Raw genomic sequence first — 26744 nt, 5'->3', positions numbered from 1 at the left:
CGACACCGCATGAAGACCGTGAACCACTGGATCGGCGGCCAGGCCGCAGTCGGCGCCTCGGGCAGCTTCGGCCCCGTCACGGACCCCGCCACCGGCGAGGTCACCACCCAGGTCGCGCTCGCCTCCGCCGACGAGGTGGACGCCGCCGTCGCCGCCGCCAAGGCCGCCTACGCGGGCTGGGGCACCTCCTCGCTCGCCCAGCGCACCACCGTGCTCTTCACGTTCCGCGCCCTGCTCGACCAGCACCGCGAGGAGATCGCCCGGCTGATCACCGCCGAGCACGGCAAGGTCCACGACGACGCCCTCGGCGAGGTCGCCCGCGGCCTGGAGATCGTCGACCTGGCCTGCGGCATCACCGTGCAGCTCAAGGGCGAGCTGTCCACCCAGGTCGCCAGCCGCGTCGACGTCGCCTCGATCCGCCAGCCGCTCGGCGTGGTCGCCGGCATCACGCCGTTCAACTTCCCGGCCATGGTGCCGATGTGGATGTTCCCGCTCGCCATCGCCTGCGGCAACACCTTCGTCCTCAAGCCCAGCGAGAAGGACCCCTCGGCCGCCCTGCGACTGGCCGAACTCTTCGCCGAGGCCGGGCTGCCGGACGGCGTCCTCAACGTCGTCAACGGCGACAAGGTCGCCGTCGACCGCCTCCTGGAGCACCCGGACGTCGCCGCCGTCTCCTTCGTCGGCTCCACCCCGATCGCCCGCCACATCCACGCCACCGCCTCGGCCCACGGCAAGCGCGTGCAGGCCCTGGGCGGCGCCAAGAACCACATGCTGGTCCTGCCCGACGCCGACCTCGACGCCGCCGCCGACGCCGCCGTCTCCGCCGCGTACGGCTCGGCGGGCGAGCGGTGCATGGCCGTCTCCGCCGTCGTCGCCGTCGGCGGAATCGGCGACGAACTGGTCGCCAAGATCAAGGAGCGGGCCGAGAAGATCACCATCGGCCCCGGCCACGACCCCGCCTCCGAGATGGGCCCGCTCATCACCGCCGCCCACCGCGACAAGGTCGCCGGGTACGTCGCCGGCGCCGCCGCGCAGGGCGCGGAGGTGGTCCTCGACGGCACCGGATTCACCGTCGAGGGGTACGAGAAGGGCCACTGGATCGGCCTCTCCCTCCTCGACAAGGTCTCCACCGACTCCGACGCCTACCGCGACGAGATCTTCGGCCCGGTCCTGTGCGTCCTGCGCGCCGAGACCTACGAGGAGGGCCTCGCCCTCATCAACGCCTCCCCGTACGGCAACGGCACCGCCGTCTTCACCCGCGACGGCGGCGCCGCCCGCCGCTTCCAGCTGGAGGTCGAGGCGGGCATGGTCGGCGTCAACGTCCCGATCCCGGTCCCCGTCGGCTACCACTCCTTCGGCGGCTGGAAGGACTCCCTCTTCGGCGACCACCACATCTACGGCAACGACGGCACGCACTTCTACACTCGCGGCAAGGTCGTCACCACCCGCTGGCCCGACCCGGCCGACGCCCCCACCGGCGTCGACCTGGGCTTCCCGCGCAACCACTGACGCCCGCCCCACCCCCGCACGCCCCCGGCGCCCTCCCGCGAGTGCCGGGGGCGTGCTACACCCACGGGATGATCAGCCGACTGCCCCTGGACGGACAACTCCCCGCCCTCCGCACCACCTTGTCCCGCAACCCCACCCTCCTCACCGTCCTCGACCGCGCCGCCACCCTCGCCCTCCCCGGCTGGTACCTCACCGCCGGCTGCCTCTTCCAGACCGTCTGGAACGTCACCACCGGCCGCCCACCCGAACAGGGCATCAAGGACTACGACCTCTTCTACTACGACCCCACCGACCTCTCCTACGAGGCCGAGGACCGCGCCATCCGCACCGCCCGCACCCTCTTCGCCGACCTCCCCGCCGAGGTCGAACTCCGCAACCAGGCCCGAGTCCACCTCTGGTACGAGGCGAAATTCGGCACCCCCTGCCCGCCCCACCCCTCCACCGAGGCGGCCATCGACACCTTCGCCGCCACCACCTGCTGCCTCGGCATCCGCCTCGAACCCGGCCACCACTGGCGCGTCTACGCCCCGCACGGTCTGGCCGACGTCTTCAACCTGGTACTCCGGCCCAACCCGGTACTGGCTCCCCGGGAGGTGTACGAGGCGAAGGCGGAGAGGTGGCGCAGGCAGTGGCCGGAGCTGCGGGTCCTGGGGTGGCCGAGTGAGAGCTGAGGACTCCCGGTCAAGCGCCGCCCTCGTCCCTCTCGTTCACCCACTGCTGAGCCTGCGCGAGGTTCCTCGCCGTCCACCTGCGGTTCGAAACGCTCCTGCCCGAGATGACCAGCCCGCTTGACTTCAGGATCGCGTTGGCCCGCCGTTGTTCCCTGCCCTCAGAACCAGCCAACCGACCGTCCACGAAACCCGGGGCTTGACAGTCGACGGCGTCAGACGCCGGGCACTTCTCATGCCACCTTGATGACAACCTTGCCCGAGGCGTGACCGTTCTCGACGGTGGCGAGGGCGGCCGGGGCGTCGGAGAGCGGGTGAACCGCGGTGATTACGGGTGCGAGGAGTCCGTCGAGGGCCAGCCGGGCCGACCGCTCCAGGTTCTCGCGGTCGAGGCGACGCTCGACGAAACGCCCACCGAGATCGGGCACGGACATATCACCCACAGCGATAACGTTGCGGGGATCTTGGGCCAGCGGAGCGACCGTCCGCAGCGAGGTGCCTCCGGCCAGGTCGACGATCCCGTCGAAGCCGTCCGGAACCAGCTCGCGTGCCGCGGCGGCGACGTCCTCGGCGGTGTAGTCGATGAACCGCACCCCGAGGGCCTCGGCGTGCTCGCGTTTGGCGGTGCTCCCGGTGCCGATCACACACAGCTCGCGCCCGATAGCCAGCCGGGCGACGGCGAGGCCGACCCCGCCCCCGACTCCGTTGACCAGGACCGTGGCACCGGCCGGGAGGCTGAGCTGGTCGAGCACGTCCACCGCGGTCGTCCCGGCTACGGGCAGCGTTGCCGCCACAGTCGCGGACAGACCCTCCGGGATGCGCGCGGTGTTCGGCGCGGACAGCACCGTCGTTTCGGCGTACGTGCCGCCACCGGTGAGTGCGAAGCCGAAGACCGCGTCACCCACCTCGAGCCCGTTGACGTCCTCGCCCCGGGCGAGAACGGTTCCGGCTGCCTCCATGCCCAGCACGAAGGGAAACGGACGCCCGCCGTCGAGCCCGTCAACCAGACCCGAGCGCAGAAGGTGGTCGAGGGGGTTCACGCCGGCGACGTCGACCTGGATCAGCACCTCGCCCCGGCCGGGGACGGGATCGGGACGATCGAAGAACTCCTGTACCTCGGGCCCGCCATGCCTGCCGAAACCCCACGCCTGCCCCATCTTTGGCCGCCTCTCGTATGACCGACCCGGTGATTCCGGGCGTAGTCGCCATCCTCACCTGTGACATTGATGTGAGGGGCAACCGGCTGAGATGCAGATCACAGCATCAGGCTGACTGCGCCACCGGTTCCGGAGTCGTGGACAGCTCCGCCCGGTGTCGGCTGTTGGCCCTGATCAGCACGTCTAGTGCATCTCGGGTCTCGATCAGGTGCGCGACGTCGGCATCGATCCGGTCGCGCTCGCGCATCATCGCCGTGAACGTCTCCTCGGCGATCCCCAGGTCACCCGGGACGTCCACACACGGCAGCACAGTCGCGATCACCCTGCTGGACATACCCGCGTCGAACAGCTGCCGGATGAGTGACACGCGCTGGACCGCGGCATCGGAATAGTGACGCTGCCCCGCGTCGGAGCGTGAGCTGGTCAGCAGCCCCTGCTCTTCGTAGTACCGCAGTGAGCGCGGACTCACGCCCGTGCGCTTGGACAACTCGCCTATCCGCATCCCCGAGAGCCTACGCCCGCGTGCTCCAGGTTCAGACCGCCGTCGAGTCATGGACGCTCGCGGACGGGCCTTGACCCCGAATGCCGAACTCCCACCCCAGCATCGCGAACCGCCCCTCACTCACCGCCCCGCCGACCGATAAGCCGCCAGCGCCGCCCTGTTCCCCGGCTCCACCCGACCCACACGCCCCGGCAGCCCGTTCGCGGGCCAGCTCGGCCAGAGCCTCGACGAGGGCCCGGCCGATGCCCTGGTGCCGGTGTGCGGGAGCGACCGCCCGTTCGTAGAGGAGCATTCCGGGGCCTTTGCCGGGGCGGGTGGTCTCCGTGCCGGAGATGAAGCCCACAGGTTCGCCGGTGGCCTACCCGAGGAAGAGGTGATGCCCCTCGCGTTCGAGGAAGTCGAGGGCGTGGGAGGGGTGGGCCGGAGCGTCGAACAGGGGGCCGGTGGCGAGGAGTTCGGCACGCTGCGAGTTGGGAGGATGTCCGGCGGGGGCGAGAGCCGCGTCATGGGCAGGGCCTACCACGGACGCGGTACGCGGCACGCGGGTATACGCCTCGCGCAGCACGTCAGGGTCCCCCTGGAGGGGGCATGGAGCACCCTTCGGGCGCCCGTACCGTGGGGCCATGCGTCTCAACAAGCACGGACCGCCCCGGTGGCGGGCAGCCCTCGCCTCGGCGGGTGTCCTGGCCGCCCTGCTCGTCCCGGCGGGCTCCGCCTCGGCGGCTGAGGGCAGCGGTGGCGGGGTGAAGCGGCAGGACCAGATCCTGCGGACCGGTGGCGGGGTCCGGATCGACACCTCGTTCTTCACCGCGGGCGGCGAGGGGCGCCGGCCCGCCGTGCTGCTCGCCCACGGGTTCGGCGGCAGCAAGGCCGACCTGAAGCAGCAGGCCGGGAGACTGGCCGAGAGCGGGTACGCCGTCCTCACCTGGACCGCGCGCGGCTTCGGGAAGTCGACCGGGAAGATCGGACTCAACGACCCGGAGGGCGAGGTCGCCGACGCGCGCAAGCTCATCGACTGGCTCGCCGAGCGGCCCGAGGTGCAGCTGGACGGTGAGGGCGACCCGCGCGTCGGCATGACCGGCGCCTCCTACGGCGGCGCCGTCTCCCTGCTCACCGCCGGGCACGACGAGCGGGTCGACGCCATCGCGCCGCTCATCACCTGGTGGGACCTGCCCGAGGCGCTCTTCCCGAACGGCGTCTTCAAGAAGCTGTGGACCGGCATGTTCCTGTCCACCGGCGGCGGCTGCGAGCGGTTCGAGGCGGAGCTGTGCGCGATGTACAACCGTGTCGCCGTCTCCGGCAAGGCCGACGCGAAGGCCGACGAGCTGCTCGCCGCGCGCTCCCCGAAGGCGGTCGCCGACCGCATCAAGGTGCCCGCCCTCTTCGTCCAGGGCCAGCAGGACTCGCTCTTCCCGCTCTCCCACACCGACCAGGCCGCCAAGGCGCTGAGGAAGAACGGCCAGCCCGTCGCCGTCGACTGGATGGCCGGCGGCCACGACGGGGGCAACCCCGAGGCGGCCCGCGTCGAGCGGCGCGTCACCGACTGGTTCGACCGCTACCTGAAGCAGGACGAGAGCGCCGACCCCGGCCCCGCCTTCCGCGTCACCCGCACCGGCGGCGTCGACTCCACCAACGGCGCCGCCGAACTGCGCGGCGCCACCGGCTCCAGCTACCCCGGCCTCGGCCACGACCCGGTCCGCATCCCGCTGACCGGCCGCGAGCAGAAGGTCGACAACCCGGCCGGAGCCGTCCCGCCCTCCATCTCCACCCTGCCGGGTCTCGGCGGCGGCGGACCGGGCGGCGGCGAGAGCGCCGACCAGGGCAGCGGCCTCGCCCAGCTCTCCTCGCTCGGCATCGGCGTCTCCTTCGACTTCCCCGGCCAGCACGCCCGGTTCGACTCGGCCCCGCTGGAGAAGGACCTCAGGATCACCGGCTCCCCGACGGTCCGCGTCAAGGTCTCCGCCGACACGAAGGACGCCGTCCTCTTCGGCAAGGTCTACGACGTCGGCCCCGGCGGCCGGAGCCAGATCCTCCCCGGCCAGCTGGTCTCCCCGGTCCGGGTCACCGGCGCCGACCAGGGACGCACCCTCACCCTGAAGCTCCCGGCCATCGACCACGAGGTGCGCAAGGGGCACTCGCTGCGCGTCGTCCTCGCCGCCACCGACCTCGGCTACGCCTCGCCCGCCGAACCCGCCACCTACCGGATCTCCGCCGAGGGCGACCTGAACGTGCCGACCGCCCCGGCTGTCCGCACCGCGGCGACCCCGCTGCCCACCTGGGTGTGGGCGCTGCCGCTCGGCGCGGCCGTGATCGCCGCCGGGCTGCTCCTCCTGGGCCGCCGCCGCACCAGCGCGCCCCCGGCCGACCCGGAGCTGGCCGACGTACCGCTGAGGATCACCGGCCTCGGCAAGAAGTACGCCGGCTCCACCGACCGGTACGCCGTCCGCGACCTGTCCTTCGGGGTCGAGCGCGGCCAGGTGCTCGGCCTGCTCGGGCCCAACGGCGCGGGCAAGACCACCACCCTGCGCATGCTGATGGGCCTCATCCGGCCCGACGAGGGCGAGATCCGGGTCTTCGGCCAGGCCATCCGGCCCGGCGCGCCCGTCCTCTCCCGCGTCGGCGCCTTCGTGGAGGGCGCCGGGTTCCTGCCGCACCTCAGCGGTCGCGCCAACCTCGACCTGTACTGGCAGGCCACCGGCCGCCCGGCCGAGGACGCCCACCTCGCGCAGGCCCTGGAGATCGCCGGGCTCGGCGGCGCCCTGGAACGCGCGGTACGCACCTACTCGCAGGGCATGCGGCAGCGGCTCGCCATCGCCCAGGCCATGCTGGGCCTGCCCGACCTGCTGATCCTGGACGAGCCCACCAACGGGCTCGACCCGCCCCAGATCCGCGAGATGCGCGAGGTGATGATCCGGTACGCCGAGGCCGGGCGCACCGTCATCGTCTCCAGCCACCTGCTCGCCGAGGTCGAGCAGACCTGCACGCACCTGGTCGTCATGGACCAGGGACGGCTGGTGCAGGCCGGGCCGGTCGCGGAGATCGTCGGCAGCGGCGACACCCTGCACGTCGGGCTCGCCGCCCCCGTGGACGCGCCGCTCGCCGACAAGGTCGCGGCTCTCGACGGCGTCGCCGCCGTCGACCCGACCGAGAACGGCCTGCTCGTCCGGCTCGACGGCATCGGCGCCGACCAGCTCGTCGTCGAACTCGTCCGCCTCGGCGTGCCGGTGGCCTCGGTCATGCCGCACCGCCGCCTGGAGGACGCCTTCCTCACCCTGATCGGAGGTACCGGATGAGCACCCCCGGCACCCTCACCGACCCCGCCCGCACCGACCCCACCGCCCCCGGCTACCGGCCCGGCCGGACCCTGCCGCTGCGCGTCGAGGCCGTCCGCCAGCTGCGCCGCCGCCGCACCCAGGTGATGGCGGCCGTACTGGCGCTGCTGCCGGTCGTCATGGTCGTCGCCTTCGCCGTCGGCGGCGAGCCCGAGCGGCGCGGCCGGGTCAACCTGATGGACACCGCCACCGCCTCCGGGCTCAACTTCGCGGCGGTCTGCCTCTTCGTCTCCGCCGGGTTCCTGCTGGTCGTCCCGGTCGCCCTGTTCTGCGGCGACACGGTGGCGAGCGAGGCGGGCTGGTCCTCGCTCAGGTACCTGCTGGCGGCGCCCGTGCCCCGGGCCCGCCTGCTGTGGAGCAAGCTCGTCGTCGCGCTGGCCCTCAGCGCCGCCGCGATGGTGCTGCTGCCCCTGGTCGGCCTGGTCGTCGGCGGCCTCGCCTACGGCTGGGGGCCGCTCCAGATCCCCACCGGCGGCGCCCTCCCGGCGGGCGAGGCCCTGGGCCGGCTGGCCGTGGTGGTGGCGTACGTGTACGTGTCGCAGCTGGTCACCGCCGGTCTGGCGTTCTGGCTCTCGACCCGTACCGACGCCCCGCTCGGCGCGGTCGGCGGCGCGGTCGGGCTGACCATCGTCGGCAACGTCCTGGACGCCGTGACCGCCCTCGGCGACTGGCGCGCCTTCCTCCCCGCCCACTGGCAGTTCGCCTGGGCCGACGCCCTCCAGACGGAGATCGCCTGGTCCGGCATGCTCCAGGGCGCCTCGGTCTCCGTCAGCTACGCCCTGGTCCTCTTCGCGCTGGCCTTCCGGGGCTTCGCGGGCAAGGACATCGTGTCCTGACCCGGGGGCCGGCGAGCGGCCGTCCGCCTCCCCGGCAGCCGGGAGCGGGCGGCCACTGCCGCTCCCGGCCGGGCCGTTTCGGATAATGGCCGTATGGGACAAGCGACACCGACCGCCGAGCGGGCCTACGAGCACGTGAAGGACCTGATCCTCGACGGCACCTACGGCAGCGGTGAACTCCTCTCCGAGGGGCAGGTCGCCACCGAGCTGGGCATCTCCCGCACCCCGGTCCGCGAGGCGTTCCTGCGGCTGCGCTCCGACGGCTTCCTGGAGCTGTACCCCAAGCGCGGCGCCCTCGTCGTACCCGTCTCCATCGGGGAGGGGCGGGACATCATGCAGGCCCGGCTGCTGCTGGAGAGCTTCGCGCTCGACACCCTCGCGGCGCACGGGCCCGAGGCGCTGCGCCGCGTCGGCGACGACCTGGCCGCCCGCTGCGGGCCCGCCGCCACCCCGCGCGAGGCGCGCGACGCCGGGCACGCCTACCACGCGGCGCTGGTCGCCGCCGCGGGCAACCGCACCGTCGCCGGGCTCTTCGAGACGCTCTGGCACCAGCACCAGCGGTTCACCGCCGCCGCCCTCCTCGGCCGCCAGGAGGTCGCCGACGACACCGCCGAGCACCTGGCGCTGGCCCGCGCCTTCCAGGACGGCGACGCGGTGGCCGCCAAGGGCCTGCTGCACCGCCACATCGGCTCCATCCTGCGCCGCGCCGGGGCCGACGGCGACAGCCTGGCCCTCCCGGACCCGGTCGCCTGAACCCGACGCAGGGCGGCCCGACAGCCGGGTGCGAGCCGCCTGTGCGCTCCGGGAGGTGGGCCCGGCGGGCGGCGCCGCGGGGCCGAACGGCACGACGGCCCCCGCCGCTTCGTCCGGCGCCGCGACCGGCAGCGCCCCCGCCCCCGGCCTGCCGCCGTGAGGCGGCGGGAGGGCGCGACCGTGAGCGGCCCACCGGCTCGCCACCGCAGGCGGGGGCCCCTTCGCCTACGCCAAGGCGCCGCTCCCGGCCCCCTTGCCTCCCCGGCGGTGGCCCCCTGGACGCGGGCGTGGCAGTCGGCCCCGCGCAAGCGCACCGGGCAGCCGCTCGCGGAGCCCGGTTTCAGCGCCGCCCGCCCGCCACCACGTACGCCGTGATCGCGTCGCAGCCCTGCTCGGCGCGGGCCACCCGGCGCTCCAGGACCGGGAAGCGGCCGGGGTCCCGGTGCGGTTCGGCGCCCGCCGTGTCCAGGGCCTGGCGGGCCTCGGACAGGCGGCGGTAGGCGGTACGGCGCAGCTGGTGCCGCTCGTCGGGGGAGGCGGCCGGGGCCCGCCGGTCGTAGCGGCGCCAGGCGCGGTCGGCGGCGGCCACGCGCAGCTCGGCCCTGACCCGCCACGAGTCGGGGCGGGTCAGGAAGTGCGCGGTGAGGACCAGGGCCGCGGCGATCACCGTCTCCAGCACCCGGGAGGGCAGCAGCTGCCGGTCGTCGCCGAGGAAGTCGATGAAGACGAAGACGATCACGGTCAGGCCGAAGGTGGAGAGCGCGTAGTGGTAGCGCACGCCCGCCGCCATCACCGCGCCGAACACGGCCGCCACCAGTGTCAGCGCCCACGCGTCGGTGACCAGCCACGCCACCACCGCGACCATGCCGACCCCGGCCACCGTGCCGAGGCAGCGGTTGAGGGCCCGCCCGAAGACCGGGCCGAGGTCCGGCTTGTAGAGGAAGGCCACCGTCATCGGCAGCCAGTAGCCGCGCGGCCCGTGCAGCAGGTACGCCACGACGGCCGCCGCCAGCGTGCACCCGCCCAGCAGCAGCGCGAACCGGAACCGCTCGGCGAGGCGCGGCCCCGCGTACGCGGGCGGATCGGGCAGCAGGGTCAGCGAGCGCCCCGGTGCCCGGTACACCTCGGCCAGCGCGCGCAGCCCCGGGGTGTCCGCGGTGAACGGCGGCTCCGGCTCCCGCTCCCGCTCCGGGGCGGGGCCCGCCCCGTCCGGCGCCGGACGCCCGGCGCGTACCGGCGGGACCACCCGGGCGGCCAGCAGCGACGGCACCCGGACCACCGCCGGGGGCAGCGGACGGCCCTCCACCATGAGCGCGGTGGCCGCCTCGACCAGCTGGACCGCCGCCCGGAACGCCGTGATCAGCCCGCCGATGGGGGTCTGCCGCTCGGCGTGCCTGCGGGAGCTGTGCACGGCGAGCAGGTCCTGGGCGGTGTTGAGGGCCAGCGTCATCCGCGCCCTGGCCTCGGTCGCCCCCGGGGTGCCCGCCCGCGACAGGGCCCGCTCGGCGGCGTCGAAGACGGCGATGACCGCCTCCCGCTCGGGGCTGTGGCGCCGCCAGAGCCAGGGCAGGCAGGTCAGCGTCAGCGCGAACAGGGCACCGCCCAGCAGCTCCACCGGCCCCGCCCACCAGGGGCCGGGCACGGGGATGCCGGTGCCGACGGTCGCCCCCAGCAGCAGGTGCATCCCGGCCACCGAGGCGAGCGGGCCCCCGACACTCACCCACCCCGACACCAGCCCCGCCACCCCCAGCAACGCCGCGATCACCGCCGCGTCGCCGTAGGTGAGCGCCATCGCCCCGGCCAGCAGCCCGACCGCCGCCGACCCGCCGAGCGCCGCGATCCGCAGGGCCCGCGCCTTGTACGGGGCGGCACTGTCCTGCCCCACCGACCACAGCCCGCCGAGCCCCACGACGACGCCCGCCACGGGATGCCCGGCCAGCAGCCCCACCATCAACGGCACCGAGACCGCCAGCGCCCCCCGCACCGCCGCCGCGCGCGGGAACGGTGCCCGGGCGGCGCGCAGCGACCGCCCGAGCCACCCGGGTACGGCGGTGCGCAACGCGACCACCCGCGCCTCCAGCCCGCTGGGCTCACCCATCACTGTCCTCCGTCCGCTCGACCGGCCCCTTCTGCTCCACCCCCGGGCAGCACCGACCGGAGGGACGTTGGATACAAGGATAGATGCAACAGATGCCGAACGTGTTGCCCGAGGATTTCGGCCGGCCGAACGGCGTCCGGCTCACCTCTCCCCGGGCGCCGCCCGGAAGGACACCCGGCACAGGCGCCGCCCGGTACGGATCACCAGCGGCGCCCCCGGCACCGCACCCTCGGCGGCACTCCCCGCCACGTGCACGGCACAGGCCACCAGCACCGGGTCGAGCCGGGCCCGGGCGGCCCCCCAGGGCCGGTCCGCCACGGCCTCCCACACGCGCCCGTCGCGCACCCGCACCAGGCACCGGTCGGTGTCCAGCGCGGCCCCCACCACGCTCAGCCCCGGCAGCCGCCGGAACGCCTCCGCCGCCCACACCGTCGGCGCCGCCGCCGCGTCCACCAGGGTCCGCGCCAGCACGTCGGCGCTCTGCGGCCAGAGCGGATGGGTCTCCTCGTCGGTCACCGCGTAGAACCCGCGCGGCTCGACGTCGTGCCGCGGCGCCAGCGGATGCCGCCGCACCTCCACGGTCCCGTCCGCGCCGATCCGGCCGGTCACGTCGAAGGCGGTCGGCGCCCGGTGCGCCAGCGGCTTCGGGTCGGGCACCGGCTCCGGCTCGGGGGTCGCCGCGGGCGTCCCCACCCCGGCCGGGGCGAGCAGCCCGTACAGCAGGTCCTGGGTCAGCGCCGTCGACTTGTCCGGCGCCTCCCACTGGTCGTCGACCACCGGCCCCAGCCGCTCGGGGTCGTGCTCGGCGTCGGCCCGCAGCAACTGGGCGTACAGATCCCCGGCGACGTCCAGGCGCGGCGCGCGGCGGGCGAACGCGGCGGTGGGCGAGGCCGCGTCCAGCTCGTCCAGGCCCGTCGCGGCGAGCAGCACCGTCCGGTCGAGCGCCGCCGAGTACAGCGAGGTGCTGCCGTGGTCCCCGACCACCCAGTCCCCGGCGACGACCGCCGCCCGCCACCCCTCCTCGGGCGGGATCACCAGCAGCCCGGCGTCCATCGCCCGCTCCAGCCGCTCCAGCACGCCGCGCCTGCTGTGCCGCGCCCACACGTTCGGGTGCAGCACGGCGGCGACCGCGTACTCGTCCGCGGGGAGCGAGGTGACCAGCTCCAGCGGCAGCTGCGGATGGGTGCCCAGCAGGGAGTGGCTGGACCAGGTGGAGTGGAGCACCACCAGACGTCGCCCGTCGACCGCGCCGAGCAGCGCCCGGTAGCGGTCGCGCAACGGCAGGCTGCGGCGGATGCGGTCCAGGCAGATGTCGCCCACGACCGCCGCCCGCTCCACCGCCTCCGGGCACGTCCCCGCGAGCCGCCCCAGCTGCTCCGAGTGCGACACCCCGATCGCGGCCGGAACCACCTTGCCGCGCCACGTCAGCTCCCGGCGGGAGAGCCCGGCGGGCGCCGTGGCGTCCCCGGTGGTCTCGGTGACCAGCCGGTTGTACCCGGCGCCGTGCGGCAGCACCACCAGCGGCGCGTCGAGCTGCCGCATCGAGGCGTTGACCGTGCACGCCACCGCCAGGTCGAAGGGGCGCCGCGTCGCCTCCGCCCAGCTCAGCAGTCGGTCGCCGACCCCCAGCGAGGTGAAGTAGGCGTGCAGCCCCTCCGCGAACGCCGACCCCGGATTCACGGTGTAGTACGTCTCTATGCCGTCCTCGCGCCGCAGCAGCGGCAGGACGTCCAGCAGCCGCGTCGCCGAGGTCAGCGTCCGCGCCACGCACAGGACGCGGGCCCGGGGCGCCTCCCAGGTGTCCCAGCGGTCACGGCCCGGCCGCCGGTCCTGGCCGGGGAGCGGGCGCCCGGGACGGCGCGTCCGGGGCAGCCCGGGCAGGCGGAACCCCACGGATCACGCACCCCCGGCCCGGCCGCCCGGCCCCCGCAGCTCGGCGAGACGGCGCTCGCAGCTGGCGGCCAGCGCGGTGTCCCCGGTGCGGCCGGCGAGTTCCGCGAGCAGTTCCAGCGCCTCCCGGACCTTGGACGTCAGCCCCCGCGCGCCGGCCCGTTCCGCGGCGTCGGTGGCGGCGGCGACCGCCTCCGCCACCTGTCCGGCGTCCGCGTGCACCCGCGCCGTCAGCAGGGTCAGCTTCGGGACCATCGCCTCGTCCCCGGTCTCCCGGGCCAGCCGCAGCGCCCCGGACAGCAGGCGCCGGGCCTCACCGTGGTCGCCGTCGGCCCGTACGGCGTCGGCCAGGTGGTAGCTCTGCACCACGACGCCGTGCTGGTCCCCGCGCTCGGTGTTGGCGGCAAGGGAGGCGGTGAACCGGTCGCGGGCGTCGGCGGTGCGGCCCTGGGCGAGCGCCACCAGGCCCCCGGTCTCCGCCAGCATGCCGTGCAGCCGGGCGTCCTCGACCCGCTCCAGCAGGGGTTCCCCGGCGCGCAGTTCGGCCGCCGCCCGGTCCAGGTCGCCGAGAGCGCGGTGGGCCCGGGCCAGCTGGTTGCGCATCCGGATCTCGGCGTCGGGCCGGTTCTCCCAGCGGGCCGCCTCGATGCCCAGCGGGTGCGCCTCCAGGGAGTCGGCGTACCGGGCCCGCTCGTGGAAGAGCGGCCACAGCGACTCGCAGATCCGCCAGACCGCGTCGTGCAGCCCCTCGCGGGCGGCGGCCCGCACCACCGCGAGGACGTTGCCACGCTCCGCGTCGAGCCAGTCCAGCGCCTGCCCCTCACCGCTGAACGCCCCGTCGGCGAAGCCCAGTCCGGTCAGCGGGCGGGCGGGCGGGGCCTGGAGGCGGAAGCGGTCGCCGAGCGCCCGGTCGGCGTGCGCGACGGCCTCGGTGTAGAAGGCGGTGACGGTGCGGAGCAGGGACCGGGCCGCCTCGCCGGGCAGCGCGGCGGCCTCCCCGGCGGCGTGCGCCCGCGCCAGGTCGTGCATCCGGAACCGGTGCGGCGGCCCGGCCGGGGCCGCGCCGTCCCGCCCGGGGCCTACGGAGACGACGAGGTGGCTGGTCATCAGGTCGCCGAGGGCCGCCTCGACCCGGGGCAGTCCGGCCGCGCGGGGGAGCGCGGCGGGGAAGGTGGTGCCGGGCAGCGCCCCCAGGAAGCGGTACAGGGCCCGCGTGTGGTCGGGCATCTGCCGCAGCACCGAGTCGAAGACCTGCTCCATCACGTCCACCGTCCCTTCGTCGGCCCCGCCCCCCGCCACCGTGCCCCGCACCGGACCCCGTCCGCCGGGCCCCGGCGCCAGCGAGCGCACCGCGTCGTCCAGCCCCAACTGGGGCCGCTCCACCAGCCATTCGCCGACCGCCCGCAGCGCCAGCGGCAGCCCGCCGCACCGCCGGACCAACTCGGCGGCGGCCGGCCCGTCGGCCTGCGCCACCGGCCAGCCGCGCACGATCCCGATCGCCTCCCGCTCCTCCAGCGGGTCGACCACCAGGTGCACCGCGCCGTCCATCCGCAGCGCGGGCAGCATGGTACGGCTCGTCGCCACCTGGAGCCCGTCCCCGGGGGTGAGGGCCCGGATCTCCGGCGCCTGCCGGACGTTGTCGATCACCACCAGGACCCGCTTGCCCGTGGTGACCGTACGGAACAGGTCGGCACGGGCTCCCAGCCCGGCCGGCTGGTGGGCGTAGGGCACCCCGAAGGCGTGCAGCCACTCGCCGAGCACCCCCGCCACGTCCACGGCACCGTCCCGGCGGAGGTCGGCGAGGTCCACGTACACCTGCCCGTCGGGAAAGAGGACGTGCAGGTCGCTGTGGACACAGTGCGCGATCAACTGGGTCTTGCCGACCCCGCCCAGCCCCGTCACCACCACGGTCCGGACCCCTTCCCCGGCGGCGGCCTCGGCCAGCTCCCGCAGCGTCCGACGCTCCCGGGTCCGGTTGACGAACCCCGGCAGCGGACGCGGAAGCTGACGCGGCGGCCAGTACGGCGCCGGAGCCTGGACGACCAGCGAGTCGATGCGCTGCGCCTGCACCACGGGGCCGAGTACGGTCCCACCCGACACGGTGTTGCTCACCACGGCCCCCGCGCCCGCCTCGTCCCCGTCCACCACAGAACCCCTCCCCGAAGTCCGGTTGCCGTTGCTCACATTAGGCGACATGCCCCCGATCGTCCCGGGGCCGTGCCCCGGACGCGGCACCTCTCGGCTCGCACACCGCCTCCCGTACGGGCGGCTCGTCCGACCCCGCGAAGAACGCCGTCACCCGTCCCGCACACCCCCCACTCGCCAGAGTCCCGTGCTCCCCGTCGGCCACCACCAGCAGCGACCCCCCGGTACGCGCCCGCATCGCCCGCGCCCAGGGCAGTGGCGTCACCACCTCGTCCCGGTGGGCCACCAGCAGCAGCGGGCCACCGGCCCGGCCCGGCTCCACCGGCGGACGCGCGGGGGCGGGCAGGCCCGCGCACGTGCTGGTGCCCGGGACCTCGCCGCTGCCGGGGATCATCGGGCGGGTCGCCCCCAGCACCGGGTAGGCGGCCCGGCGTTCGCCGTAGGCCGCCCACTGCTCCGCGAACGACCCGGCGTGGGTCACCTGGGAGCAGAGCAGGGCGGTGCCCGCGAACGGCGCCACCAGCGGCGGCGCGGCGGCCCGCGCCTTCCCGTCGCCGCCCCCGCCCGGCGCCCGGCCCCGGGCCAGCGCCACCAGCGCGGTCGCCGCCTCCGCCCGGCCGGCCGGCTCGGCGTCCAGGTATTGGTCGGCCTCGGCCCGCCCGTACGTCCCGGCCGGGGTGCGCAGCGGACGCGCCGTCAGCCGGTCGCGCAGGGCCAGCAGCCGGGTGCGTACCTCGCCCGTGGTGGCGCCCAGCCGGTAGCGGCCCGAGCGGCCGGCGAGCCAGCCGGTGAACCCCTCGAACCGCTCCTCCCGCGCCCGCGTCACCCCCTCCAGCAGGCCGCGCAGGTCCGGGTCCGGGGACATGACCGACTCCAGCAGCATCCGGCCGGAGCGGGAAGGGAAGAGCGTGCGGTACGTGGCGCCGAGGCTGGTGCCCCAGGACACGCCGTAGTAGTGGAGCCGGGGCGCGTCCAGTGCCGTACGCAGCGCCTCCAGGTCGCGGGCGGCGTCCGCGGTGGTCAGGGAGGCGACCCAGGCGGGGTCGGCCTCCGCGCAGGCGGCGTGGGCGCGCGCCAGCCGGTCCCAGTAGGCGCGGGCGAAGCGGCGGGCGGGGGCGGCGGGCCGCGGGCCGGCGTCCAGGGACTCGGCGGCCGGACAGGCGGCCGGGCGGGAGCGGCCCGTGCCGCGCACGTCGAGGCCGACCAGGTCGTAGCGGTCCAGCAGGCCCCGGGCGCCGCCGCCCGCGACGCCCACCGGCATCAGCCGTCCGGAGACCCCGGGGCCGCCCGGGTTGAGTGCCAGCGGCTCGGCCCGCCCGCCGCCCGTGGAGGGCAGCACCGCCACCGCCAGCTCCAGCCGCCGCCCCCGGGGCGCCGCCCAGTCGAGGGGCACCGTCAGCGTGCCGCACCGCAGTCGAGCCGCGTGCTGGGCGTACGCCGGACGGTGCTCCGCCGCACCCCACACCTGCGCCTCGGCCTCGCTCGGTTCCGGGCACGTACCCCACGCCAGCTCGCCGACCCGCGCCTGTTCCCTGCTCCCGGCCGCCTGCTGACGGCCGTCACCGTCCGCGCAGCCGCTCGCCAGGACCCCGCCGAGCACCACCCCGGCCACCACCCGCACACCCCACGACCGCCCGCCCACCACACCTCCACCCGCGACAGACCCGAGCCCAGCCCCGCCGACGATAGGCACCCCGGCCCTCCCGCCCCGCCGACGCGCCCCGGCCCTGAGCCGACCGGGTGGCGACGTGGACGGGGGCCGGGCCCCCTTGCCGCGCGTCGGACCAGCGCGTGCCGAGACGCGGCGTCTCCCGCGTCTTCGGCCGACCACGCCGTCCGAGAGCCCCTCGCCGCCGCAGTCCGCCCTCGCCGGCGAGCAGCCCGTGCGCCCGCCGGCCCCGCGTGAACGCGCCGCACCTTCCCGGCTCCGCCCGCGTACCGGAGACATACCGCCGGCGCCGGTCCGGGGGGACGAGCCGTACGCCGGGCGGCCCCGCGCGCCCCCTGCCGAGCCCGCCGCCGGACCGGCTCCGCCCGTCCCCTTCCGCCGCGGCAAGGCCGCCTCAGCGTGCGCCGCGTCGCCGGGCCGGGCAGCGTGAAACCCCGCCTGCGGCGACGCATGACGCCGCGGGCGGGGTCGAACGAGACGGTCGTACCGCAGTGACGGCCGGGGGCCCGGCGCCCCCACCGCTCAGTTGTCGGAGTAGCTGAAGTCCCCCACCGTCCACGCGCTGACGTCCTCGATCGCCACGCGGTACATGCCGCCCGTCTCGGGGATGCCCACCGTGCCCTGGAGAATCCGCGCCACGTGGAAGTGCAGGTGCCGGGGCGGACCGTCCTCACGCCGCTCGTCGGTGAAGACGGCGGCGAACGCGCCGAGCTGGACCGAGTCCGCCAGGACCTCCGAGACGCGTTCGCGCCACACGGCCTCGGGAGCCAGCCGGCCCGTGATGACGGCGCCCCCGGTGACCACGGTCAGAGACATCTGATTGCTGCGCCCGGACTCCACCAGCGCGGCGACGTCAACGAGCAGTGCGTCAGTCTTCGACATGGAACCCGAGTCTAATCCCCGGTGGGCCGCCCCGAGCGGCGCCGCTCACCTGGCGGCGGCCCGCTGCCGGGACGCCTCGTAGAGCACCGTGGTCGCCGCGTTGGCCGCGTTCAGCGAACTGGCCGCCCCCGCCATCGGGATGCTCACCGTGACATCGCACCGCTCGCGCCACGCCCCGGCCAGCCCCGACGTCTCGTTCCCCACCAGCAGTAGCACCGGCTGGGTGAAGTCGAAGTCGTAGACGTCCGCGTCCCCCTTCTCGTCGGTCGCCACCAGCACGAGCGGACGGCCGCCCGCGCGCCGCCGCTCCACCCAGTCCAGCACCTCGGCCGGCGAGGGCACCCGTACGGTCGGCAGCGAGAACAACGACCCGGTCGTCGCCCGCACGCTCTTCGGGTCGTACACGTCGGCGGCGTGCCCCGAGACGATCATCCCGTGCGCCCCGAACGCGTCCGCCGACCGGATGATGCTCCCGATGTTGCCCGGGCTGGTCGGCCGGTCGAACAGCACACCCAGGAAGTCCGGCCCGGTCCCGATCCGGTCCAGATCGTCCGCCGGCACCTCCACCACGGCGATGACCTCGGGCGCCCCCTCGCTCTTCTCCCCCAGCTCCGCCATCAGCTCCGGCGCCAGCGCGACCCGCTCGGCCCCGACCGTCCCCAGCAGCTCCCGGGCCCACCCGGACAGCTTCCGGCTCCCGTCGTACAGCAGCGTCGTCACCGGCCACCCGTACTCCACGGCCAGCGAGATCGGCCGCACGCCCTGCACGAGGAACTCCCGCAGCTGATTGCGCTTCTTCCGGTTCCCGAGCAACGCCTCCCACTGCTGGAACCGCGCGTTTCGAGAAGTGACCCGCTGCACGGCCGGCATCCGTCCTCCAACATGATCGACACTGACGATGCGCCCCGATCATGGCGGAAACCGCACCAGCGAATGGGAAAGCGTACCTGGGGCGGGTGCGGGGGCCGGCGGGTGCGGCCCTGCGGCGCTTCGCCGACTCCTCGGTTGCGCGACCCCTTGGCCTCTTCCACTGTGGGACAAGGACCTCGCCGGGCCGGGCCGCACGCTTCGCAGGCCCCGACCGGACGCCGCACCCGGCGACGCGGGCGGCCTCCGGTGCGAAGGCGGACGCGGGCTCTCCCACATCGCCTTCACCACACCGGGCGAGGACCTCGGCAACGAGTGGCTCGAACCGGTCACCGACGAGGTGTACGGGCAGCTGCCGAAGAAGGGAGCGACGGCATGACCGTCCTGGACGAGACCTACCGGCTGGCAGACGGCGCCGAGATCCCGAGGCTGGGTCTTGGCACCTGGTTCATCGACGACGACAAGGCGGCCGACGCGGTCCGCGCGGCCGTGGGGATCGGCTACCGCAACATCGACACCGCCCAGGCGTACGGCAACGAGCGCGGCGTCGGCGAGGGGGTGCGCACCTCGGGAGTGCCCCGGGAGGAGCTGTTCGTCTCGACCAAGCTCGCAGCGGAGATCAAGGACCACGATCGGGCGCTCGCCGCGATCGACGGCTCGCTCGACGAACTGGGCCTGGACCACATCGACCTGATGCTGATCCACAGCCCGCAGCCGTGGGACGACTTCCGCGGCGGCGACTACGCCGAGGGCAACCGCGCGGCCTGGCGCGCCCTGGAGGAGGCCCACCAGGCCGGCAAGATCCGCTCCATCGGCGTCTCCAACTTCCAGCGCCACGACGTGGAGAACATCCTGCGGGGCGCCACCGTCGCCCCGCAGGTGAACCAGTTGCTCGTACACGCCGGCAACACCCCCACCGAACTGCTCGCGTACTGCGAGAGCGAGCAGATCCTGGTCGAGGCGTACTCGCCGATCGCGCACGGCGCGATCCTGAAGAACGCCGAGGTCAAGGCGATGGCGGAGAGGTACGGGGTCTCCGTCCCGCAGCTGTGCGTCCGCTACACCCTGCAACTGGGCACGGTGTCGCTGCCCAAGACGGCCAACCCCGACCACATGCGCTCCAACGCCGAGGTCGACTTCGCGATCTCCGAGGCCGACATGGAGACCCTGCGGGACCTGCGGGACGTGGACTACGGCGAGGACAGCGTCTTCCCCGTCTACAGCGGCAAGTGACGCCGGACCGCCTCGCGCCGGTGTCGCGGCCGATGCCGGCGAGCCGGGCTTCCTGGCCGCCGGAGGCCGTGAGCTGGCCGGGAGTCCTACGGAAGCGCATCCGGCGGAGCCGTCCCCGGCCTGCCCCGCACCTTCGGGATCTCTCTGACCGAAGCCCGACACCGCACGGAAGGCGAGCACCACGGCCCCCTGGAAACCCTCCGGCCTGGAGCGGATCGGAGCGGCGGGAGAACTGCGTCTGGAGTCCGAACGCGCCGACGGCAGCACCGGCGTGGACGCCGCCTACCGGGAGAAGTAGGGCCAATAGCCGACTCGGCCCGCGCCCTCCACCCTGTGCTTGGAACCTCGCTGATCGACAGGGCCGCCGCCACGCGCCCGGAACACGACCCACCCTGCGTGGTGTCGCTGGCGCCCCCGGCAGGACTCGAACCTGCGGCCAAGCGCTTAGAAGGCGCCTGCTCTATCCACTGAGCTACGGGGGCCGGTGCGGTGTGCCCGGGTACCGGGTGGTCCGGGGGCTGTGGCCGGGCACAAGGATAGGGCTCCGGCCGGGCTGGCCCGGTTGCTTCACGCGCGTGGCATGATGTGGAGGTTCGGTGAAGCACAGCGATAATCGCAGGTGAGTGCCGATCGCGCAGTTCTTTTGACGCCTTGTGCGGTGGGTGTTGTGCACTCGTTATACCTGCGTCACCTGGAGATCTGACCTTTCCCGCCATACGGGGCGATCGGGAACGGTGTGAGAGTGGGCCGACCCGGTCGGCGAGCGCACCGGTTCGGGCGGATGGCGGCGCGGGGTCAGCGCCCCATCCGCAGGCCGTCCCGGTCGGCGCCCCGGCCCAGCACCGCCTTGCGGACGGCCGCCAGTGCGGCGGTGTCCTCGGGGGCCGGGGCGGGGGCCTCGGTGGCGCGGGCGAGGTTGACCAGGCGTAGCGGGTCGTTGGCCATGCGGTGCGGGATGTACTCCGCGGAGGCCACCTCCCAGGCGGCGCCGGGCTTGCGGGGCGCGGTGAAGGTGAAGCGGGCGGCGGAGCCGAGCTGGCCGCGCGGGTCGGTCATCTCGCCGGCGACCTGGTCGCCCATGCCGTAGACCACCCAGGTGCCGTTGACCTTCTCGTACGCCTGGGGGACGTGGGCGTGGGTGCCGAGGATCAGGTCGATGTCGCGGCGGCCCTCGCTGCGGGAGGCGGTGAGCTGTTCGGCGACGGCGCGCTGCTGCCGGTCGGGGGCCTCCTGCCACTCCGTACCCCAGTGGACGCTGGCCACCACGACGTCGGCCCCGGCGGCGCGGGCCGCCCGCGCGTCGGCGACGACCTGGTCCGGGTCGAGTGCGTCGACGAGGTGGGGCTTGCCGGGCGGGACCTCCTTGTTGGTCCAGTGGGCGTAGGAGAGGTGGGCGACGTGGGCGTCCCCGGCGCGCAGCAGGAGCGGCCGGGCGCGGTCCTCCGGCGCCCGGGCGGTACCGGTGTGGGCGACGTCGGCGCGGTCCAGGGCGTCGAGGGTCCTGCGGACGCCCTCCTCGCCGTCGTCCATGGAGTGGTTGGAGGCGGTCGAGCAGGTGTCGTAGCCGGCGCCGCGGATCGCCCGGGCGATGTGCGGGGGTGTCTTGAACAGGGGGTATCCGGTGAACGGCCCGTAGTCCTCGCCGACGATGGTCTCCAGGTGGCAGACGGCCAGGTCGGCGCCGGCGGTGACGGCGCGGGCGCCCGCCAGCATCGGCCCGAAGTCGTACCGCCCGTCGTTCTCCGGCGCGAACGGGTCGGGTCCCGCGTCCCGGTCGGGTACGCCCGAGGCGTCGGCGGCGGCCTGCCGGATCACCGCGTCGTGGGCGAGGATGTCGCCGGTCGCGACCAGGGTGAACCGCCCGGGCCCCGGCGTCGGGGGAGCGGCGGCGCCCGGCCGGGGCGCGGGCGGCGCGGGTTCAGGGCCGGCGCAGCCGGCGGCCAGGGCGCCGAGGGCGAGCGCCGCGGCCAGGGTGGCGGTGCGGCGGCGGGTGAGGGTGCGGTGGTGGGGCGGGGGCATGGCCGACTCCGTGAGGGTGGGGGCGTTACCTCCAGTTATGTGATGATCCGACCGAACGGCATGCGGAGGGAGTGGGCGCCTCGGCGCAACGGAGCAGCGGCGTCACCCGGCAGGCGTGGCGGACGGCGGTGCGGTCCGGCCGCCCCAACCCTTTCGGGTAGGGGGATTCGGTCGACGTCTCGTGGAGGTTCCGCCGGGACCGGGCAAATCGGTCCGCCCGCCGCCTAGGGTGCGGGCTGTACGTTCACGCCCCGTCACCCGGCGTGCGCCGACCGTTCCGTACGGGGCGGTCGCGCCGCGCGAAACGGGTGCCGGATGCCCGTGACCGGGCGTGGCAGGGGGGTCGGGGCGTGCCTACCAGGGAGTTGTACGTGTCGAAGAAGAAGCTGTGGCTGCGTTCGGCGGCCTCCGTCGGCGTGCTGGCGCTGGCCCTCACCGCGTGCGGCGGGGACGACGGCGCGGGCGCCACCACCGACAAGGGTGGGTCCGTCTCCAAGGAGCCGGCCAAGGAGAAGGCTGAGGAGGAGAAGGGCGGCGGCGAGCTGGCGGCCGGCGAGAAGGCGACCAGCGAGTTCGACGAGGGCGGCACCAAGGTCACCTACGAGATCGTGGCCCAGAAGGTCGACGTCGGTACCGCCGAGGACACCAAGAAGCTGGTCTCCGACCCGAAGAAGGCGGCCGGCCTGGTCCCGGCCGTGGCGCACGTCGAGTTCACCGTGAAGGACGGCGGCCCGGTCGCCGACTACCCGGACGTCGGTCGCGAGATCGAGCTGTACGCGGACGGGCAGCGCGGCACGATCCTGATCGGCGCCTCCGACGACGCCCCCGGCTGCGAGAAGAGCACCGAGGTCAAGGACTGGAAGGCCGGGGAGAGCCACGTCCTCTGCGACACCTACATGGTGCCGGAGGGGGCGAAGGAAGTGACCGTCCAGTGGGCGGCCGACAGCGACACCGACCCGTTCATCTGGAAGTTCGCGAACTCCTGAGTCCGCGCCCACGGCGGTGTGCCGACGTGTCCGGGCCCACGCTCCTCGGCGGAGCGCGGGCCCGGTGTGCTGTGCGGGGCGGGGCTGCCGCGGGTCGACGGCGGCCTCGCCGGACGGCCGGGACCCGCTCCGCCTCCGGAGCCTCGTCAGCCCGGAGGCCGAAGCCGGACCTGGCGTCGAAGGCGGCGCCGCACCGGGCTTCTTCGTGCCGGTGACCCGGTGACCGGTGACCCGGTGGTCGGTGGTCGGTGGGGGCGGTGCCCTTGACGGGTGCCGGGGCTGGCCGCCGACGTGGTCGGCCTGGAACGCGATGCCGCTGTACGTCGGGCCGACGATGCCACTGTAGATCCGGATCTCCGGGAGACCTTCGAGGCGGGCGGAGGCGTGCGAGGGTGCGCCGGGGCGTGGCCGGGGAGGGCGTCGCGGGGCGCGACTCGGGGCCGGCGTTCCCTTCCCGTGTCCGGCGATCGGGGAATCGCGGAGACCTGTGCGCCGCTCTGCCGCGGCGGCGCGAGTTCCTTCCCCGGCCGCCGCCGGGCCCCGCCGCCAGGTGACAGCCGCGCGGAAATGCCCCATACGCTTCAAAATGGCGCCAAAATTGGGCATTCTTCGCTTGTGGTGACCTTGGACGTACGGCCTCAGCTCCTGGACGCTCTCTCCGCCCTGCGCGACCGCGTCGCCGCCGCGCGCTTCCCGCTACCCGTGCCCGGCGCCCCCCGAGCCCGCGTCAGCCGCGACGAACTCCTCGCCCAGCTCGACGACTACCTGCTGCCCCGCCTCCGCGCCCCCGAGGCCCCCCTCCTCGCGGTCATCGGCGGCTCCACCGGCGCGGGCAAGTCCACGCTGGTCAACTCCCTGGTCGGACGGCAGGTCAGCGAAGCGGGCGTCCTGCGCCCCACCACCCGTACCCCGGTCCTCGTCTGCCACCCCGACGACCACCACTGGTTCGGCGCCGGACGCGTCCTGCCCGGCCTCGCCCGCATCCCGCACCCCACCCGGCACACCGGCACTCCCGACCCCGACCCCGACCACGACGAGGACGACGACACCCCCGGCGGCCCCGGCGCCCCCGTGCTGCGCGTCGAGACCGCGCCGACCCTCCCGCGCGGCCTCGCCCTCCTCGACGCCCCCGACATCGACTCCCTGGTCACCGGGAACCGCCTGCTCGCGGCCGAACTCATCGCCGCCGCCGACATCTGGGTCATGGTCACCACCGCCGCCCGCTACGCCGACGCCGTCCCCTGGCACCTCCTGCGCACCGCCAAGGAACACGACGCCACCCTCGTCAGCGTCCTCGACCGGGTACCGCACCAGCTCGTCGCCGAGGTCTCCCGGCACTACGCCGCGCTCCTCACCAAAGCCGGGCTCGGCGACGTCCCCCGCTTCACCGTCCCCGAACTCCCCGAATCCGCCGGGGCCGGCGGCCTCCTCCCCGCCACCGCCGTCGCCCCCCTCCGCGCCTGGCTCACCCACCGCGCCCAGGACCCCGACGCCCGCCGCCACGCCATGTCCCGCACCGCCGAAGGCGCCCTCGACTCCCTGCGCGCCCGCATGCCGGAACTGGCCTCCGCCGTCGCCGCCCAGTACGCCGCCTCCCTCCGCCTGACCGGCGCCGTCGAGGACGCGTACGCCGGGCAGTACGACCGGCTGCGCGCCCGGCTCGACGACGGTGAGGTCCTGACCGGCGACGCCGTCAACCGCTGGCGCAGCTTCCCCCTCGACTGCACCGGCACCGAACTCCTCGACTCCCTCGTCGACGGGCTCGTCTCCCTGGCGCTGTGCGCCGTCACCGCCGCCGACGCCGCCGTCGAGGAGACCTGGCACACCGAACCCGCCGCCCGCGCCGACCGGCTCACCGCCGACCCACCCGACCACGCCGCCGTCGAGCACCGCCTCGGCATGGCCGTACGCCGCTGGCGCCGCGTGCTGGACGAGTACGTGGAGGACGAACTGCGCGGCTACGAACGGGCCGCCGCACCCGACCCGGAAGCGGTCGCCGGACTCCTGGGCGCGGTGCTGCTCGGCGGTCGCCGGGGCCGCGCCGCGGGCAAGGGCCTCGCCGAACGCGTCGGCGCCCAGGGCGCGACCCGGCTCCGCGACCGGGCCGGACGCCTTCTCGACGAGTACCTCGACCGGGCGGTGCACGCCGAACGCGACCGGCGGCTGGCCGCCGTCGAAAGCCTCGGAGTCCACCCCGAGCCGCAGGCCGAACTCATCGCCGCCCTGTCGGTCCTTCAGAAGGAGAGGTGACGCGACGGTGACCAGCACCGCCGAGCACGCCCAGCAGACCGAGGAAGCAGAGGAGACGCGGGAGAGCGAGGGCCCCCCGCCCCCGGCCGGGGCCGCCGCCGACTCCGGGGCCTGGGACGACGGGCTCATCGCCCGCCGTGCGGCCGCCGCCCCCGGGGGCGGGCAGCCCGCGGTGCCAGGCTTCCCCGCGCCGCCCACCACAAGGCCCGCGCCCGACGCGGACGGCGGCGCCGCCGACGACCTGTCGGCCCGTCTGGACGCCCTGCGCGAACTGACCGGGCTCTCCCGGCCGCGCGTCGACGCCGCCACCCTCGCCGAGGCCGGCCGCGTCCTGGACGACGCGGCCGCCCGGCGCCGCCTCTCCCGCAGACACACCGTCGTCGCCCTCGCCGGAGCTACCGGAAGCGGCAAGTCCACGCTCTTCAACACCCTCGCCGGAGTGACCATCTCCGACACCGGCGTCCGCCGCCCCACCACCTCCGCCGCGCTCGCCTGCAGTTGGACCGACGGCGCCGCCGCACTCCTGGACCGCCTGGAGATCCCCGGCCGCCTGCGCCGTCGCCCCGTCCAGGGCCCCGACGGGCCCGGCCCCCTCGACGGCCTGGTCCTCGTCGACCTGCCCGACCACGACTCGGCAGCCGCCGAACACCGCGCCCAGGTCGACCGCGTCCTCGCCCACGTGGACGCGGTGATCTGGGTGGTCGACCCGGAGAAGTACGGCGACGCCCTCCTCCATGAGCGGTACCTGCGCCCCATGGCCGGGCACGCCGAGGTCACCTTCGTCGTCCTCAACCAGGTCGACCGGCTCCCCGAGGACGCCGCCGACCAGGTCCTGGACGACCTGCGCCGCCTCCTCGACGAGGATGGCATCGCCCTCGGCGAGCACGGCGAACCCGGCGCCACCGTCCTCGCCCTCTCCGCCCTCACAGGTGACGGCGTCGGCGAACTCCGCGACTGCCTGGGCCAGCTCACCTCCGAACGCCGCGCCGCCGCCCGCCGCATCGGCGCCGACCTCGACGCCGCCGCCGACCGGCTGCGCCCCGTCTACGTGCCGACCGGCCGGGTCGGACTCAGCGAGGAGGCCCGCGAGGCGTTCACCGACCGCCTCGCCGAAGCCGTCGGCGCCGCCGCCGCCGGCCAGGCCGCCGAACGCGCCTGGCGCCGCAACGCGAACCGCGCCTGCGGCACTCCGTGGCTGCGCCTGTGGCGCTGGTACGAGGCCCGCCGCGCGCCCCGTACCGCGGAGCGGCCGCCCGGCGACATCCCGGACGGCGAGGCGACCACGGCCCGCCAGCGCGTCGAGCAGGCCGTCCGCGTCGTCGCCGACGAAGCCGCGTCGGGCCTGCCCGCGCCCTGGGCCGGCGCCGTGCGGGAGGCCGCGGGGCGCGGCGCCGACGGGCTGCCCGAGGCCCTGGACGGCCTCACCGCGCCCGAGCCGGCGCCGGCCCGCCCGCCCCGGCCCGGCTGGTGGCCGGTCGCCGTGCTGGCCCAGGTGTCGATGACGCTCCTCCAGGTCGTCGGCGGTGTCTGGCTGCTGGCGCAGGTACTGGGCGTGTTCCCCCCCGACCTCCTGCCGCCGGTCCTGCTGATGCTCGCGGGCATCGTCGGCGGCCCGTGCGTCGAGTACGGCAGCAGGCTGGCCGCCCGGGGGCCCGCCCGCCGGTACGGGGCCGACGCCGAACGGGCGCTGCGCGACGCGGCGGCCGGCTGCGGACGGGCCCGCGTGCTCGACCCGGTCGCGGCGGAACTCCTGCGGTACCGGGAGGTGCGTGAGCGGTACGCGCGGGTGCTCGACCCGGTGGGCGGGAGCGGTGCCCGGGGGCGAGCGGGCGGCAGTACCGGCGGCCGGGTGGGCGAGTTGTCCACAACCGGTCGGTAACCCACAGGCCCGAACAGGCGCTTCGCGGCCCGGCCAGAGTGGGCGGCGCGCGGGGCACCGGCCCCGGCA

The 26744-nt window shown here is 75.2% G+C and carries 20 protein-coding genes and 1 tRNA gene; 9 read left to right on the top strand and 12 right to left on the bottom strand.

What is annotated here, in order from left to right; genetic code table 11:
- Positions 1–9 precede the first annotated feature (9 nt).
- Positions 10–1509 (top strand): CoA-acylating methylmalonate-semialdehyde dehydrogenase, encoded by a 1500-nt coding sequence (locus ACSLIC_RS07605; protein WP_436736915.1) that lies wholly within the window; start codon positions 10–12, stop codon positions 1507–1509.
- Positions 1510–1577: 68 nt separating this feature from the next.
- Entirely contained in the window at positions 1578–2180 is a 603-nt protein-coding gene (locus tag ACSLIC_RS07600) for a nucleotidyltransferase family protein (protein ID WP_436736914.1), read from the top strand.
- A 230-nt stretch (positions 2181–2410) separates the two neighbouring features.
- Here the strand turns inward: ACSLIC_RS07600 and ACSLIC_RS07595 are convergent, their stop codons facing one another.
- The 4 genes from ACSLIC_RS07595 to ACSLIC_RS07580 form a co-directional block, all read right to left on the bottom strand.
- Positions 2411–3244, bottom strand: a complete 834-nt coding sequence (locus tag ACSLIC_RS07595; RefSeq protein ID WP_436736913.1) for a zinc-binding dehydrogenase — start codon at positions 3242–3244, stop codon at positions 2411–2413.
- 196 nt (positions 3245–3440) lie between these two features.
- Positions 3441–3836, bottom strand: a complete 396-nt coding sequence (locus tag ACSLIC_RS07590) for a MerR family transcriptional regulator (RefSeq protein ID WP_436736912.1) — start codon at positions 3834–3836, stop codon at positions 3441–3443.
- A 31-nt stretch (positions 3837–3867) separates the two neighbouring features.
- Entirely contained in the window at positions 3868–4179 is a 312-nt protein-coding gene (locus tag ACSLIC_RS07585) for a GNAT family N-acetyltransferase (protein ID WP_436736911.1), read from the bottom strand.
- 15 nt (positions 4180–4194) lie between these two features.
- Positions 4195–4377 carry a hypothetical protein gene (locus tag ACSLIC_RS07580; RefSeq protein ID WP_436736910.1) on the bottom strand — a complete coding sequence of 61 codons (183 nt, stop codon included), beginning with the start codon at positions 4375–4377 and terminating at the stop codon, positions 4195–4197.
- 82 nt (positions 4378–4459) lie between these two features.
- On the opposite strand from ACSLIC_RS07580, the gene ACSLIC_RS07575 reads away from it, so the two are divergent.
- The 3 genes from ACSLIC_RS07575 (at position 4460) to ACSLIC_RS07565 (ending at position 8757) form a co-directional block, all read left to right on the top strand.
- The gene (locus ACSLIC_RS07575) at positions 4460–7129 is read left to right on the top strand and encodes an alpha/beta fold hydrolase (RefSeq protein WP_436736909.1); all 2670 of its coding nucleotides are present in this window, start codon (positions 4460–4462) and stop codon (positions 7127–7129) included.
- Positions 7126–8004, top strand: a complete 879-nt coding sequence (locus ACSLIC_RS07570) for an ABC transporter permease (RefSeq protein ID WP_436736908.1) — start codon at positions 7126–7128, stop codon at positions 8002–8004. The genes ACSLIC_RS07575 and ACSLIC_RS07570 overlap by 4 nt, the downstream gene beginning before the upstream one ends.
- Positions 8005–8097: 93 nt before the next feature.
- On the top strand, positions 8098–8757 hold the full coding sequence (locus ACSLIC_RS07565) for a GntR family transcriptional regulator (RefSeq protein WP_436736907.1): 660 nt from the start codon (positions 8098–8100) through the stop codon (positions 8755–8757).
- 340 nt (positions 8758–9097) lie between these two features.
- Here ACSLIC_RS07565 and ACSLIC_RS07560 read toward each other — a convergent pair whose 3' ends face one another.
- From ACSLIC_RS07560 to ACSLIC_RS07535, 6 genes are all read right to left on the bottom strand, one after another.
- On the bottom strand, positions 9098–10855 hold the full coding sequence (locus tag ACSLIC_RS07560; protein ID WP_436736906.1) for an FUSC family protein: 1758 nt from the start codon (positions 10853–10855) through the stop codon (positions 9098–9100).
- A 141-nt stretch (positions 10856–10996) separates the two neighbouring features.
- On the bottom strand, positions 10997–12748 hold the full coding sequence (locus ACSLIC_RS07555) for a hypothetical protein (RefSeq protein WP_436736905.1): 1752 nt from the start codon (positions 12746–12748) through the stop codon (positions 10997–10999).
- Positions 12749–12751: 3 nt separating this feature from the next.
- Positions 12752–14890 carry an NB-ARC domain-containing protein gene (locus tag ACSLIC_RS07550; RefSeq protein ID WP_436736904.1) on the bottom strand — a complete coding sequence of 713 codons (2139 nt, stop codon included), beginning with the start codon at positions 14888–14890 and terminating at the stop codon, positions 12752–12754.
- 40 nt (positions 14891–14930) lie between these two features.
- Entirely contained in the window at positions 14931–16532 is a 1602-nt protein-coding gene (locus ACSLIC_RS07545; protein ID WP_436736903.1) for an alpha/beta fold hydrolase, read from the bottom strand.
- Between the two features lie 549 nt (positions 16533–17081).
- Positions 17082–17441 carry a hypothetical protein gene (locus ACSLIC_RS07540; RefSeq protein ID WP_436736902.1) on the bottom strand — a complete coding sequence of 120 codons (360 nt, stop codon included), beginning with the start codon at positions 17439–17441 and terminating at the stop codon, positions 17082–17084.
- Between the two features lie 45 nt (positions 17442–17486).
- Complete coding sequence (locus tag ACSLIC_RS07535; RefSeq protein WP_436736901.1) at positions 17487–18311, bottom strand: TrmH family RNA methyltransferase; 825 nt, start codon at positions 18309–18311, stop codon at positions 17487–17489.
- A gap of 372 nt (positions 18312–18683) precedes the next feature.
- On the opposite strand from ACSLIC_RS07535, the gene ACSLIC_RS07530 reads away from it, so the two are divergent.
- The gene (locus ACSLIC_RS07530) at positions 18684–19541 is read left to right on the top strand and encodes an aldo/keto reductase (protein ID WP_436736900.1); all 858 of its coding nucleotides are present in this window, start codon (positions 18684–18686) and stop codon (positions 19539–19541) included.
- Positions 19542–19947: 406 nt separating this feature from the next.
- On the opposite strand, the gene ACSLIC_RS07525 is transcribed toward ACSLIC_RS07530, so the two are convergent.
- Positions 19948–20023, bottom strand: a tRNA-Arg gene (locus ACSLIC_RS07525).
- Between the two features lie 313 nt (positions 20024–20336).
- Positions 20337–21560 (bottom strand): CapA family protein, encoded by a 1224-nt coding sequence (locus tag ACSLIC_RS07520; protein ID WP_436736899.1) that lies wholly within the window; start codon positions 21558–21560, stop codon positions 20337–20339.
- 371 nt (positions 21561–21931) lie between these two features.
- On the opposite strand from ACSLIC_RS07520, the gene ACSLIC_RS07515 reads away from it, so the two are divergent.
- The 3 genes from ACSLIC_RS07515 (at position 21932) to ACSLIC_RS07505 (ending at position 26675) form a co-directional block, all read left to right on the top strand.
- Positions 21932–22546: a hypothetical protein gene (locus tag ACSLIC_RS07515; protein ID WP_436736898.1), complete on the top strand. Its 615-nt coding sequence runs from the start codon at positions 21932–21934 to the stop codon at positions 22544–22546.
- Between the two features lie 567 nt (positions 22547–23113).
- Entirely contained in the window at positions 23114–24796 is a 1683-nt protein-coding gene (locus tag ACSLIC_RS07510; protein WP_436736897.1) for a dynamin family protein, read from the top strand.
- Positions 24797–24803: 7 nt separating this feature from the next.
- Positions 24804–26675, top strand: a complete 1872-nt coding sequence (locus tag ACSLIC_RS07505; RefSeq protein ID WP_436736896.1) for a GTPase — start codon at positions 24804–24806, stop codon at positions 26673–26675.
- Positions 26676–26744 lie beyond the last annotated feature (69 nt).

Source organism: Streptomyces sp. BBFR102 (assembly GCF_051397025.1).
Lineage (GTDB): Bacteria > Actinomycetota > Actinomycetes > Streptomycetales > Streptomycetaceae > Streptomyces.
Note: the sequence above shows the minus strand (reverse complement) of the source record. Positions and strands in the feature narration are given on the sequence as shown.

Coding starts and splice junctions, on each gene's coding strand:
- ACSLIC_RS07575 (WP_436736909.1), top strand. CDS start 4,460: ATGCGTCTCAACAAGCACGGACCGCCCCGGTGGCGGGCAGCCCTCGCC.
- ACSLIC_RS07590 (WP_436736912.1), bottom strand. CDS start 3,836: ATGCGGATAGGCGAGTTGTCCAAGCGCACGGGCGTGAGTCCGCGCTCA.
- ACSLIC_RS07600 (WP_436736914.1), top strand. CDS start 1,578: ATGATCAGCCGACTGCCCCTGGACGGACAACTCCCCGCCCTCCGCACC.
- ACSLIC_RS07510 (WP_436736897.1), top strand. CDS start 23,114: ATGCCCCATACGCTTCAAAATGGCGCCAAAATTGGGCATTCTTCGCTT.
- ACSLIC_RS07605 (WP_436736915.1), top strand. CDS start 10: ATGAAGACCGTGAACCACTGGATCGGCGGCCAGGCCGCAGTCGGCGCC.
- ACSLIC_RS07560 (WP_436736906.1), bottom strand. CDS start 10,855: ATGGGTGAGCCCAGCGGGCTGGAGGCGCGGGTGGTCGCGTTGCGCACC.
- ACSLIC_RS07565 (WP_436736907.1), top strand. CDS start 8,098: ATGGGACAAGCGACACCGACCGCCGAGCGGGCCTACGAGCACGTGAAG.
- ACSLIC_RS07530 (WP_436736900.1), top strand. CDS start 18,684: ATGACCGTCCTGGACGAGACCTACCGGCTGGCAGACGGCGCCGAGATC.
- ACSLIC_RS07520 (WP_436736899.1), bottom strand. CDS start 21,560: ATGCCCCCGCCCCACCACCGCACCCTCACCCGCCGCCGCACCGCCACC.
- ACSLIC_RS07535 (WP_436736901.1), bottom strand. CDS start 18,311: ATGCCGGCCGTGCAGCGGGTCACTTCTCGAAACGCGCGGTTCCAGCAG.
- ACSLIC_RS07570 (WP_436736908.1), top strand. CDS start 7,126: ATGAGCACCCCCGGCACCCTCACCGACCCCGCCCGCACCGACCCCACC.
- ACSLIC_RS07540 (WP_436736902.1), bottom strand. CDS start 17,441: ATGTCGAAGACTGACGCACTGCTCGTTGACGTCGCCGCGCTGGTGGAG.